This window comes from Streptomyces sp. NPDC048644 (assembly GCF_043199105.1).
GTDB lineage: Bacteria > Actinomycetota > Actinomycetes > Streptomycetales > Streptomycetaceae > Streptomyces.
Genome location: NZ_JBICVO010000006.1, coordinates 338,060 through 350,605, shown reverse-complemented (window position 1 = coordinate 350,605; position 12,546 = coordinate 338,060). Strand labels below are relative to the sequence as shown.

Sequence of the window (12,546 nt, the reverse complement as noted above, 5' to 3'; positions counted from 1 at the left end):
AGGTGTGCACGCACCTTCGGGCGTAGGCTCGATGCAGGTACGAAAAGCAACGACTACGTGCAAAGAGGGTCTCTGATGGAGCTCGGTCTCGTCGGTCTCGGCAAGATGGGCGGCAACATGCGCGAGCGCATCCGCCGCGCCGGCCACACCGTCGTCGGATACGACCGCAACCCTGACCTGGCGGATGTCCACAGCCTCGAAGAGCTTGTGGGCAAGCTGAAGGGTCCGCGGGTGGTCTGGGTCATGGTGCCTGCCGGTGCCGCCACCCAGGCGACGGTCGACGAACTGGCCGAGCTGCTCTCGCCGGGCGACATCGTCGTGGACGGCGGCAACTCCCGCTGGACCGACGACGAGAAGCACGCCGAGGAGCTGAAGGCCAAGGGCATCGGCTTCGTCGACTGCGGCGTCTCCGGCGGTGTCTGGGGCCTGGAGAACGGCTATGCGCTGATGTACGGCGGCGCCGCCGATGACGTCGCCAAGGTGCAGCCGATCTTCGACGCGCTCAAGCCCGAGGGTGACTTCGGCTCGGTGCACGCCGGCAAGGTCGGCGCCGGCCACTTCGCGAAGATGGTCCACAACGGCATCGAGTACGCCATGATGCAGGCGTACGCCGAGGGCTGGGAGCTGCTGGAGAAGGTCGACTCCGTCACCGACGTGCGGGAGATCTTCCGCTCCTGGCAGGAGGGCACGGTCATCCGTTCCTGGCTGCTCGACCTCGCGGTGAACGCCCTGGACGACGACGAGCACCTGGAGAAGCTGCGCGGGTACGCCGCCGACTCCGGTGAGGGCCGCTGGACGGTCGAGGCGGCGATCGACAACGCCGTGCCGCTGCCCGCGATCACCGCGTCGCTGTTCGCGCGGTTCGCGTCCCGTCAGGACGACTCCCCGCAGATGAAGATGATCGCCGCGCTGCGCAACCAGTTCGGTGGCCACGCGGTGGAGAACAAGAAGTAGTCAGCAGGTCCGCAGCCGCGGGAGGTCGGCGCAGCTCCATGCACGTATCGCATCTGTCGCTCGCCGACTTCCGCTCGTACGCCCGGGTCGAGGTCCCGCTCGAACCGGGCGTGACGGTGTTCGTGGGCCCCAACGGCCAGGGCAAGACCAACCTCGTCGAGGCGGTCGGCTATCTGGCCACGCTCGGCAGCCACCGGGTCTCGTCCGACGCGCCGCTGGTGCGGATGGGCGCCGAGCGCGCGATCATCCGCGCCGCCGTCGTCCAGGGCGAACGGCAGCAGCTGGTCGAGCTGGAACTGAACCCTGGCAAGGCCAACCGCGCCAGGATCAACAGGTCCTCGCAGGTCAGGCCGCGGGACGTGCTGGGGATCGTCCGGACGGTGCTGTTCGCGCCCGAGGACCTGGCGCTGATCAAGGGCGATCCGGGCGAGCGCCGCAGGTTCCTGGACGAGCTGATCACCGCCCGCTCGCCGCGGATGGCAGGGGTGCGCTCGGACTACGACCGGGTGCTCAAGCAGCGCAACACCCTGTTGAAGACCGCGGCGCTGGCGCGGCGGCACGGCGGGCGCCAGATGGATCTGTCGACGCTGGACGTGTGGGACCAGCATCTGGCCCGCGCGGGCGCCGAGTTGCTGGCGCAGCGGCTCGATCTGATCGCCGCACTGCAACCGCTGGTGGACAAGGCGTACGAGCAACTGGCGCCCGGCGGCGGCCCGGTGGGGCTCGACTACCGCGGCTCGGCGGGCGAGGCGATGGCCGAGGCGTCGACCCGTCAGGAGCTGTACGGCGTACTCCTGGAGGCGCTGGGCGGCGCCCGGAAGAACGAGATCGAGCGCGGGGTGACGCTGGTCGGGCCGCATCGGGACGATCTGCTGCTGAAGCTCGGTCAGCTGCCGGCGAAGGGGTACGCGAGCCACGGTGAGTCCTGGTCGTACGCGCTGGCGCTGCGGCTGGCCTCCTACGACCTGCTGCGGTCGGAGGGCGAGCACGCCGTGGGGCTTTCCCCGGAGGGCGGTGGCGAGCGGCGGGTGGGCGAGCCGGTCCTCGTACTCGACGACGTCTTCGCCGAGCTGGACGCGCGGCGCCGGGAGCGGCTGGCGGAGCTGGTGGCGCCCGGCGAGCAGGTGCTGGTGACGGCGGCGGTGGCCGATGACGTGCCGGGTGTGCTGGCCGGTGCGCGCTTCGCGGTGTCCGACGGCACCGCGGAAAAGCTGGCGCCGTGACGTCCTCGCAGCCGGAGCCGCCCAAGCCGCCCGAACTGTCCGGCATCGATCTGGCGCGGCAGGCGCTGGTCGCGGCGAAGGAGCAGGCACGGGCCCGTGGCGCAGCCGCGCAGCAGAAGAAGCAGGCCAGGCGGGGCGGGCTGCGGTCGGGCGCGCGGGCGGACGGCCGGGATCCGCTGCCGCTGGGCGCCGCCATCAACCGTTTGATCACGGAGCGCGGCTGGGAGACGCCGGCGGCGGTCGGCGGCGTGATGGGGCGGTGGCCGCAGCTGGTGGGGCCCGAGGTGGCGCAGCACTGCGAGCCGCAGAAGTACGACGAGGACGCCCGGGTGCTGACGGTGCAGTGCGACTCCACGGCGTGGGCGACGCAGCTGCGGCTGCTGGCGCCGCAGCTGGTGGCACGGCTCAACCAGGACCTGGGGCAGGGCACCGTCAAGCTGATCAAGGTGCTGGGGCCCGGCGGTCCCGCGCGACGGTACGGACCGCTGCGGGCGCCGGGCAGCCAGGGTCCTGGGGACACGTACGGCTGAGCCGTGCGGAAGCCCTGGTGAGGGGTGTCCGGATGCGGGGCTGATGAGACTCCGCTCACGGTTGCGGCCGGTTGACAGCCCGAAGCGCTGAGTGCCCGCGTGAGCGTCCTGAGGCCCCTTCTCAGATATGGGGAGTCGGCGGACGTGAGTTCAGGGCGGCACATGACGACTCAGGTGCCTGCAAACCCCCATGAGTGTCGGCGCTACCGGTAGACTGATGGCAATCCCGCCCACTTGCGGAACATGTCGAACGACGCAGCCGCTCCCGCCTGTCTTGTCAGGGGTTTTCCCCACAGGCGCGGAAGGGCTCGTGCTGTGCCAGAAAGGGCGCTTCGTGGCCGACTCCGGCGACCTCAACGAGAACAACACGGCTTCTACCGAAGAGGGGGTTCCGGCCGGCGCCATGGGCGACTCCTCGGCGGAGACGTCGTACGACGCCAGCGCGATCACCGTCCTCGAGGGCCTGGACGCGGTACGCAAGCGCCCCGGCATGTACATCGGCTCGACGGGTGAGCGGGGTCTGCACCACCTCGTCCAGGAGGTCGTCGACAACTCCGTCGACGAGGCGCTGGCCGGGCACGCGGACACCATCGACGTGACGATCCTGCCCGACGGCGGCGTCCGCGTCGTCGACAACGGCCGCGGTATCCCGGTCGGCATCGTGCCGTCGGAGAACAAGCCGGCCGTCGAGGTCGTGATGACGGTGCTGCACGCCGGCGGCAAGTTCGGCGGCGGCGGCTACGCGGTCTCCGGTGGTCTGCACGGCGTGGGTGTCTCCGTCGTGAACGCGCTGTCGCAGCGGGTGGCGGTCGAGGTCCGCACGGACGGCTACCGCTGGACGCAGGAGTACAAGCTCGGTGTGCCGACCGCGCCGCTCGCCCAGCAGGAGGCGACGGACGAGACCGGCACCTCGGTGACGTTCTGGGCCGACGGCGACATCTTCGAGACCACCGTCTACAGCTTCGAGACGCTGTCCCGGCGCTTCCAGGAGATGGCGTTCCTCAACAAGGGCCTGACGATCGCGCTGCGGGACGAGCGCCCCGATCACGTGGACGAGGAGGGCAAGCCGCTCTCCGTGCGCTACCACTACGAGGGCGGCATCGTCGACTTCGTGACGTACCTGAACTCGCGCAAGGGCGAGCTGGTGCATCCGACGGTCATCGACGTGGAGGCCGAGGACAAGGAGCGGATGCTCTCGGTCGAGATCGCGATGCAGTGGAACACCCAGTACACCGAGGGTGTCTACAGCTTCGCGAACATCATCCACACCCATGAGGGCGGTACCCACGAGGAGGGCTTCCGCGCCGCGCTGACGGGCCTGATCAACAGGTACGCGCGGGACAAGAAGCTGCTGCGCGAGAAGGACGACAACCTCACGGGCGAGGACATCCGCGAGGGTCTGACGGCGATCATCTCGGTCAAGCTCGCCGAGCCGCAGTTCGAGGGCCAGACCAAGACCAAGCTGGGCAACACCGAGGTGAAGACCTTCGTCCAGAAGGTGGTCTACGAGCACCTCACCGACTGGCTCGACCGCAACCCCAACGAGGCGGCGGACATCATCCGCAAGGGCATCCAGGCGGCCACCGCCCGGGTCGCCGCCCGTAAGGCGCGCGATCTGACCCGCCGCAAGGGGCTGCTGGAGACGGCGTCGCTGCCTGGCAAGCTCAGCGACTGCCAGTCCAACGACCCGACGAAGTGCGAGATCTTCATCGTCGAGGGTGACTCGGCCGGCGGCTCGGCGAAGTCCGGCCGTAACCCCGAGTACCAGGCGATCCTTCCGATCCGAGGCAAGATCCTCAACGTCGAGAAGGCGCGGGTCGACAAGATCCTGCAGAACAACGAGGTCCAGGCGCTGATCTCGGCGTTCGGCACCGGGGTCCACGAGGACTTCGACATCGAGAAGCTCCGATACCACAAGATCATCTTGATGGCGGACGCCGACGTCGACGGCCAGCACATCAACACCCTGCTGCTCACCTTCCTCTTCCGCTTCATGCGACCGCTGGTCGAGGCCGGGCACGTCTACCTCTCCCGCCCGCCGCTCTACAAGATCAAGTGGGGCCGGGACGACTTCGAGTACGCCTACTCCGACCCGGAGCGCGACGCGCTGATCCAGATGGGCAAGCAGGCCGGCAAGCGGATCAAGGACGACTCGGTCCAGCGGTTCAAGGGTCTCGGCGAGATGAACGCCGAGGAGCTGCGGGTGACGACCATGGACACCGATCACCGGGTGCTCGGCCAGGTCTCGCTCGACGACGCGGCCCGTGCGGACGACCTGTTCTCGGTGCTGATGGGCGAGGACGTCGAAGCGCGCCGCTCGTTCATCCAGCGCAACGCCAAGGACGTCCGTTTCCTCGACATCTGAGCCCTGTCGGCCCGTACAACAGCCGCAGCTCGAAAGGATTTTGAACCAGCATGGCCGACGAGAATCCCCCGATCATCCCGGACGGCGTGACCGCCGAGGGCGCCCCCGCCGCCATTGAAGGCGTGGGCATGCGCGTCGAGCCCGTCGGGCTCGAAACGGAGATGCAGCGCTCCTACCTCGACTACGCGATGTCCGTCATCGTCTCGCGTGCGCTGCCCGATGTCCGCGACGGCCTCAAGCCGGTGCACCGCCGCGTGCTCTACGCGATGTACGACGGCGGCTACCGGCCCGAGAAGGGCTTCTACAAGTGCGCCCGCGTCGTCGGTGACGTCATGGGTACGTACCACCCGCACGGCGACTCCTCGATCTACGACGCCCTGGTGCGTCTGGCGCAGCCGTGGTCGATGCGGATGCCGCTGGTGGACTCCAACGGCAACTTCGGTTCCCCGGGCAACGACCCGGCCGCGGCCATGCGGTACACCGAGTGCAAGATGAAGCAGCTCTCCATGGAGATGCTGCGGGACATCGACGAGGAAACCGTCGATTTCCAGGACAACTACGACGGCCGTAACCAGGAGCCGACGGTCCTGCCGGCGCGCTTCCCGAACCTCCTGATCAACGGCTCGGCCGGTATCGCGGTCGGTATGGCCACGAACATCCCGCCGCACAACCTCCGCGAGGTCGCCGCCGGTGCCCAGTGGGCGCTGGAGAACCCCGAGGCGTCCAACGAGGATCTGCTGGAAGCGCTGATCGAGCGCATCAAGGGCCCCGATTTCCCGACCGGCGCGCTGGTGGTGGGCCGCAAGGGCATCGAGGAGGCGTACCGCACCGGCCGTGGCTCGATCACGATGCGTGCGGTGGTGGCGGTCGAGGAGATCCAGAACCGCCAGTGCCTGGTGGTCACGGAGCTGCCGTACCAGGTCAACCCGGACAACCTCGCGCAGAAGATCGCCGACCTGGTGAAGGACGGCAAGATCGGCGGCATCGCGGACGTCCGCGACGAGACGTCATCGCGCACCGGCCAGCGGCTGGTCATCGTCCTCAAGCGGGACGCGGTCGCCAAGGTCGTCCTCAACAACCTCTACAAGCACACCGACCTCCAGACGAACTTCGGCGCCAACATGCTCGCGCTGGTGGACGGGGTGCCGCGCACCCTCTCCCTGGACGCGTTCATCCGCAACTGGGTCAACCACCAGGTCGAGGTCATCGTCCGGCGGACGAAGTTCCGGCTGCGCAAGGCCGAGGAGCGGGCGCACATCCTGCGCGGTCTGCTCAAGGCGCTGGACGCGATCGACGAGGTCATCGCGCTGATCCGGCGCAGCGAGACGGTCGACGTGGCGCGCGAGGGCCTGATGGGCCTGCTGTCCATCGACGACATCCAGGCGAACGCGATCCTGGAGATGCAGCTGCGCCGGCTGGCCGCCCTGGAGCGCCAGAAGATCACCGCCGAGCACGACGAACTCCAGCAGAAGATCCACGAGTACCAGTCGATCCTCGCGTCGCCGGAGAAGCAGCGGCAGATCATCAGCGACGAACTGGCCGCGATCGTCGACAAGTTCGGCGACGACCGGCGCAGCAAGCTGGTGCCCTTCGAGGGCGACATGTCCATCGAGGACCTGATCGCCGAGGAGGACATCGTCGTCACGATCTCCCGCGGCGGCTACGTGAAGCGGACGAAGACCGACGACTACCGCTCGCAGAAGCGCGGCGGCAAGGGCGTCCGCGGCACGAAGCTCAAGGAAGACGACATCGTCGACCACTTCTTCGTCTCGACCACCCACCACTGGCTGCTGTTCTTCACGAACAAGGGCCGGGTCTACCGCGCGAAGGCGTACGAACTGCCGGACGCGGGACGGGACGCGCGCGGCCAGCACGTGGCCAACCTGCTGGCCTTCCAGCCGGACGAGCAGATCGCCCGGATCCTGGCGATCAGGGACTACGACGCCGCCCCGTACCTGGTGCTCGCCACCAAGGCGGGTCTGGTCAAGAAGACCCCGCTCAAGGACTACGACTCGCCGCGTTCCGGCGGCGTGATCGCGATCAACCTGCGCGAGCAGGAGGACGGCACGGACGACGAACTGATCGGTGCCGAGCTGGTGTCGGGCGCCGATGACCTGCTGTTGATCAGCAAGAAGGCGCAGTCGATCCGCTTCACCGCCACGGACGAGGCGCTGCGCCCGATGGGCCGCGCGACCTCCGGTGTGAAGGGCATGAGTTTCCGCGAGGACGACGAACTGCTCTCGATGAATGTGGTGCGCGCCGATACCTTCGTCTTCACCGCGACGGACGGCGGGTACGCCAAGCGCACCCCCGTGGACGAGTACCGCGTCCAGGGCCGCGGCGGTCTGGGCATCAAGGCGGCCAAGATCGTGGAGGACCGGGGTTCGCTGGTCGGGGCGTTGGTCGTCGAGGAGAGCGATGAGATCCTGGCGATCACCCTCGGCGGTGGCGTGATTCGTACGCGGGTCAGCGAGGTCAGGGAGACCGGCCGTGACACCATGGGCGTCCAACTGATCAACCTGGGCAAGCGTGATGCCGTTGTCGGCATCGCACGGAACGCCGAGGCCGGGCGCGAGGCCGAAGAGGTCGATGGGGTCGAGGGGCCCGATGAGACCACTGAGGCCGAGGGGACCGAGTCGGCGGCGGCCGAGGGCGGGCAGCCCGCGGCGGAGTAGCACGAGGAGTAGGTCGTGAGTGGAGCCACGGGCGCTGCGGCGGGTGGATCGGGAGCCGGGAAAGGCTCGTCATCCGGACCCGCAACCGTGACGGAAGACAGCGCCCGTGGCTCCGCCGCGCCCGGCGGCCCCCGGGAAGAGGGCCCGTACCAGGGGGGAACCGTGACCGATACACGCCAGCCGTACCCGCAGTCACAGCCGCAGCCCGCGCCGCAGCCGGGCCGGCAGCAGCCCTACGAGCCGCCTCAGGCGTACGCCACGGGCGGCGGCAAGGGCGGCGCCCCGTCGGTGCGGCTGCCCCGCACCGGGGCCCGTACGGAGCCGCGGACGCGCAAGGCCAGGCTGCGGGTGGCGCGGGCCGATCCGTGGTCCGTGATGAAGGTCAGCTTCCTGCTGTCCATCGCGCTGGGTGTCTGCACGATCGTGGCGGTCGCCGTGCTGTGGATGGTGATGGACGCGATGGGCGTCTTCACCACCGTCGGCGGGACGATCAGCCAGGCGACGGGGTCGAGCGACGGCAGCGGCTTCGACCTGGAGTCGTTCCTCTCGCTGCCGCGGGTGCTGATGTTCACCACGATCATCGCGGTGATCGATGTCGTTCTCGCGACGGCGCTGGCGACCCTCGGATCGTTCATCTACAACCTGTCGGCGGGCTTCGTCGGCGGGGTGGAGCTGACGCTCGCCGAGGACGAATGACGGGTCGGGGAGCGGGTCGTGGAGGCGGCCCGCGAACCGATTTTGGGAACGCCTCTGAAGTGCGCTAATCTTTCGGTGCAGCGAACGAGCGGCTATAGCTCAGACGGTTAGAGCGCTTCCCTGATAAGGAAGAGGCCCCAGGTTCAAGTCCTGGTAGCCGCACCGCAGCATCGGCCCGGCCGGAGATTTCTCCGGCCGGGCCGATGCTTTTGCAGGGGGCGGAAGTTGGCACTGCGCGCGCCGCCGGCGCCAGGTCGTTGCCAACGGTGGACTAGGTAACCGATCGGTATCGACCGGTGTGTATCATCGGCCCACATAGGTCCCCTACGTCAACGAAAGACGAGGTCGCGCGGTGAAGAAGCTTCTCCTGGTCGCACTGGCCGCCATCGGCGGGCTCCTCGTGTACCGCCAGATCCAGGCGGATCGCGCCGAGCAGGATCTGTGGACGGAGGCGACCGACTCCGTGCCCGCAGGTTCGGGTGTGTGAGACCAGACGCACAGCACATTTCGTACGGACCCCGGTCGCCGGTTGGCGGCCGGGGTTCCGTGCGTCGCGGGACGGGTGGGGGCCGCGGCGGTGGCCGCGGGCGGGACGGCCGGCGGCCGGGGTCGCAGGACCGTGACGCCCCACTCATGAATTTGCTACAGCACATTATTGAGTTGCATTGGCAAAGTCTAGGTAGGCGGGCCTGCCGCACGGTGCGCGAGGGGGACGAGAAACGTGTCACGACGACATCGAGGAAGGACGGCGGCGCTGGTCGGAGGGCTGCTGCTGGCCCTGTGCGGGACGCCGCTCCAGACCGCCGCAGCCGCGCCCGCCGCGCCCGTGGCACCGGCCGGTGACGGTTCCGGAATGGTGATGGTGCTGGACTCGTCCGGCTCGATGGCCGGCGGCGACGGCTCCGGCAGCACCCGAATCGCCACCGCGCGCAAGGCCGTTGGCACGGTCGTGGACGCCCTGCCCGACGGGTACCCCACCGGACTGCGGGTCTACGGAGCCGACCGGCCCAAGGGCTGTGCCGACACCCGCCTCGCCCAGCCGGTCACCGCGCTGGACCGGTCCGGCATCAAGAAGGCGGTGGCCGCCGTCGAACCCAAGGGCGACACCCCCATCGGGCTGTCCCTGCGCAGCGCCGCGAAGGACCTGCCGGCCGCCGGCGCCGGCTCCGACGGCAGCCGGACGATCCTGCTGATCTCCGACGGCGAGGACAACTGCCGTACGCCGCCGCCCTGTCAGGTGGCGGCACAGCTCGGCAAGAGCGCCGCCAACCTGCGGATCGACGCGATCGGCTTCCAGGTCGCGGGCAAGGCCAGGGAACAGCTGGAGTGCGTCGCCAAGGCGGGCAACGGCCGTTACTACGATGCGCCGGACGCCGGGTCGCTGACCCGCCAGCTCCAGAGAGCCGGTCAACTCTCCGCCGACGGCTACCGCTTGAAGGGCGACAAGGTCCGCGGCACGGCCACCCGCACGGGCGCGCCGGGCATCGTTCCGGGGCAGTACCGCGACACCATCGGCCCCAACGAGACGCGGTATTACGCCACGGACCTCGACGCCGCCTCCACCGCCGACTTCTCGGCGACCGTGGTGCCGCAGCCAGGCGCCGCCGTCGACTCCCTCGACGCTCTGAACACCAAGGTCGTGTACGGCACCGACAGTTCCTGCGACTCCACCACGGAACTGTTCGGCCAGCACGAAGGAGCCGCCCCGCTCACCTCCGGCGTCAGCCGCATCCCGTCCCAGAGCGGCACCGGCGGCTGCGACAAGGCCGGCCGCTACTGGCTGGCCGTCCAACGGAAGGCGGCCAGGGGATCGGAGGCCGCACGCTGGCCGCTGGAGCTGATGTTTCACGTGGAACATCCGCTGAAGAAGGGCGTCACCCCGGCTCAGTCGGAGCCGGAGTACGGCGCGGGCGGCAAGGGCGCCTCGCTGCCCACAGGAGCCCCTCAGGACGTCACAGGCGGCTCCGGCTTCAACGATGCCCGCACGCTGCGTCAGGGCGTCTGGCGGGACCGTCTGCTGCCCGCACAGACCCTCTGGTACAAGGTGCCGGTCGGCTGGGGCCAGCAGCTGCGCTACGACGTGCAGTTCGCCAACGAGCCGACGGTCAACGGCCACGGCGGCCACTTCTCCTTCGGGCGCACCCAGGTCTACACGCCCCACCGCGCTCCGGTGGGCAGCGGAACCGGTGAGTTCACCCAGCAGACCCTGTACACCGGCCGTCCGGCCCTGCTCCGGATGGGAACCGTGCCGGTCGCCTGGACCAACCGCTACGAGACGAACCCCAATGTGAAGCCGGTGCACAGCAACGGCGACTTCTACATCGCGGTGACGCTGGGCGCCAAGGCCGCCGAGATCGCCCGCGATCCGCAGATCGGTGTGGTGCTGCGGGTCGCGGTGCTGGGCACGGCGAAGTCCGGCCCGCAGGCCGGTTCGGTCGCGGTGCAGCGGACCGCACCGGACGATTCCGCAGCCTCGGCGGACAACGGGCCCACCCGCGGTGGAGGATGGACTTCCGGTCCGCTGCTGCCGGTCGTCTCCATCGGCGTGGGCGTGCTGCTGCTCGCCGGGCTCGCGGTGGCCTTCCTCCGCGCGCGCAGGAAGCCGCGGCCGGACGGCGGGAATGCGGATCCGACGAGGGGTGGATCGTGGTGACGGGGCGTACGACGCACAGCGGGCTCGCCGTACTGACGGCGCTGGCGGTGGTGACCATCATGCCGGGAGCGGTGGGTGTGGCCTCGGCCGACGGCCTCCCCGCGTACCGGACGGCGGACGGCGCCACCCCGCTCCGGGGCACCGCCAGCGCCGCGGACGCCCAGGAGTTCGGCAAGGGGCCGCACACCGACACCCTCAAGCGCGGCGAGCAGAAGTACTACGTGGTCACTCTGGACGCCCGCACCAACGCCTACTTCTCCGTGGTCGCCGCCCCGCCGCACGGCACCAAGGTCGAGGACCACCGCGACAAGCTGACCCTCAGCGTGCAGGACAGCAGCGGCACCACCTGCGACAGGGATGCCGACGCGGCCTTCCACGGCGGCGGTGCGCCGTACCCCATCGGCGACTACGCCACCCGCCGGATCGGCGGCGACCGTACGAACTGCCAGAGCGCCGGCCCGTACTACCTCGTCGTCGGCCGCGAGGGCTCGGCCACGTCCGGGCCCGACACCTGGCCGATCGAGCTGACCCGCATCGCCGAGCCCGCCCTCAAGGGCAGCACCCCGGCGAAACCCGCCGAGGGCAGCCGGCCCACCGAGACGCCGGCGCCGCCCACCACGGGCAGCAAGCGCAAGGCCCGGGGCGGCACCGGGTTCAACGACGCGGGATCCATCGGCCAGGGCCTGTGGAAGGACCGCATCCGGCCGGGCGAAACCCGCTTCTACCGGGTGCCCGTCGACTGGGGCCAGCGGCTGAACCTGAGCGCCGAACTCCCCAACTCCACTGCCACGGCCTCCGCGCACGTCTCGGACGCGTTCGGCCTGACCGTCTACAACCCGGCACGCGGCACCGTCGACGACGACGCCTTCGTCCCGTACGACGGGAAACCGGCCGCCGCCAAGATGTTCACCGCGCCGGTCGACTACGGGAACCGCTTCGACTACAGCGACGCCGTCCAGGCGATGCGGTTCGCGGGCTGGTACTACCTGGAGGTCACCCTCCACCCCGACACCACCCAGTTCTTCCCCCAGGGCGCCGACCTCACCCTGCGGGTGGACGTACGGGGCAAGGCCCACGCCGGGCCCGGATACGCCGAGCCCACCCGCGACTTCACCGTCACACCCGACGACCGCGAGACGGCCGACAAGGGCCTGACCGCGCAGGAAGCGACGGACGGCGGCAGCCTCAGGACACTGGGCTACGCCGGGCTCGGGGCGGGCGTGGTGCTGCTGGCCGGTCTGGCGGCTTGGACGCTCGTGGCACGGCGGCGGGGCGCGGCGGCGGTACCGGCCGCGCCGCCGCCCTTCCCGCAGCAGGTGTCCCCGTCCCAGCCCACCGAGCCCGCCCAGCGCCCGGTACCGCCCGCGCCGCCTTCCCAAGAGGACCTGCCGCCACAGCAGTTCGGGCAGCCGGGGGACCGGTAGCGGCTGACCGTCCCGGCGTCCCCTGG

The 12,546-nt window shown here is 69.8% G+C and carries 9 protein-coding genes and 1 tRNA gene; all 10 read left to right on the top strand.

All coding sequences use genetic code 11. From position 1 onward, the window contains the following. Positions 1-75 precede the first annotated feature (75 nt). The 10 genes from gnd to ACGFNI_RS16605 all read left to right on the top strand — a co-directional run bounded on the left by gnd (position 76) and on the right by ACGFNI_RS16605 (position 12,520). Positions 76-954 carry a phosphogluconate dehydrogenase (NAD(+)-dependent, decarboxylating) gene (gene gnd / locus ACGFNI_RS16650; protein ID WP_393684376.1) on the top strand — a complete coding sequence of 293 codons (879 nt, stop codon included), beginning with the start codon at positions 76-78 and terminating at the stop codon, positions 952-954. Positions 955-992: 38 nt separating this feature from the next. Continuing rightward, entirely contained in the window at positions 993-2,177 is a 1,185-nt protein-coding gene (recF, locus tag ACGFNI_RS16645; RefSeq protein ID WP_393684374.1) for a DNA replication/repair protein RecF, read from the top strand. Continuing rightward, positions 2,174-2,707 carry a DUF721 domain-containing protein gene (locus ACGFNI_RS16640; protein ID WP_393684372.1) on the top strand — a complete coding sequence of 178 codons (534 nt, stop codon included), beginning with the start codon at positions 2,174-2,176 and terminating at the stop codon, positions 2,705-2,707. Before recF ends, ACGFNI_RS16640 begins: the two co-directional genes overlap by 4 nt. Positions 2,708-3,017: 310 nt before the next feature. Further along, positions 3,018-5,072 carry a DNA topoisomerase (ATP-hydrolyzing) subunit B gene (gyrB, locus tag ACGFNI_RS16635; protein ID WP_393684371.1) on the top strand — a complete coding sequence of 685 codons (2,055 nt, stop codon included), beginning with the start codon at positions 3,018-3,020 and terminating at the stop codon, positions 5,070-5,072. A 50-nt stretch (positions 5,073-5,122) separates the two neighbouring features. Beyond that, positions 5,123-7,747 (top strand): DNA gyrase subunit A, encoded by a 2,625-nt coding sequence (gene gyrA, locus ACGFNI_RS16630; protein WP_393684369.1) that lies wholly within the window; start codon positions 5,123-5,125, stop codon positions 7,745-7,747. A gap of 15 nt (positions 7,748-7,762) precedes the next feature. Beyond that, positions 7,763-8,443: a DUF3566 domain-containing protein gene (locus ACGFNI_RS16625; protein WP_393684367.1), complete on the top strand. Its 681-nt coding sequence runs from the start codon at positions 7,763-7,765 to the stop codon at positions 8,441-8,443. Between the two features lie 88 nt (positions 8,444-8,531). Further along, positions 8,532-8,605, top strand: a tRNA-Ile gene (locus ACGFNI_RS16620). Between the two features lie 190 nt (positions 8,606-8,795). Beyond that, the gene (locus ACGFNI_RS16615; RefSeq protein WP_003958712.1) at positions 8,796-8,930 is read left to right on the top strand and encodes a DLW-39 family protein; all 135 of its coding nucleotides are present in this window, start codon (positions 8,796-8,798) and stop codon (positions 8,928-8,930) included. Positions 8,931-9,164: 234 nt separating this feature from the next. Further along, positions 9,165-11,096 carry a VWA domain-containing protein gene (locus ACGFNI_RS16610; RefSeq protein WP_393684365.1) on the top strand — a complete coding sequence of 644 codons (1,932 nt, stop codon included), beginning with the start codon at positions 9,165-9,167 and terminating at the stop codon, positions 11,094-11,096. After that, positions 11,090-12,520 (top strand): hypothetical protein, encoded by a 1,431-nt coding sequence (locus ACGFNI_RS16605; protein ID WP_393684363.1) that lies wholly within the window; start codon positions 11,090-11,092, stop codon positions 12,518-12,520. The genes ACGFNI_RS16610 and ACGFNI_RS16605 overlap by 7 nt, the downstream gene beginning before the upstream one ends. The last annotated feature ends 26 nt before the right edge of the window (positions 12,521-12,546 follow it).

What these genes read in the sequence shown, in the direction of transcription:
- gnd (WP_393684376.1), top strand. Translation starts at nt 76, where the DNA reads ATGGAGCTCGGTCTCGTCGGTCTCGGCAAGATGGGCGGCAACATGCGC.
- recF (WP_393684374.1), top strand. Translation starts at nt 993, where the DNA reads ATGCACGTATCGCATCTGTCGCTCGCCGACTTCCGCTCGTACGCCCGG.
- gyrA (WP_393684369.1), top strand. Translation starts at nt 5,123, where the DNA reads ATGGCCGACGAGAATCCCCCGATCATCCCGGACGGCGTGACCGCCGAG.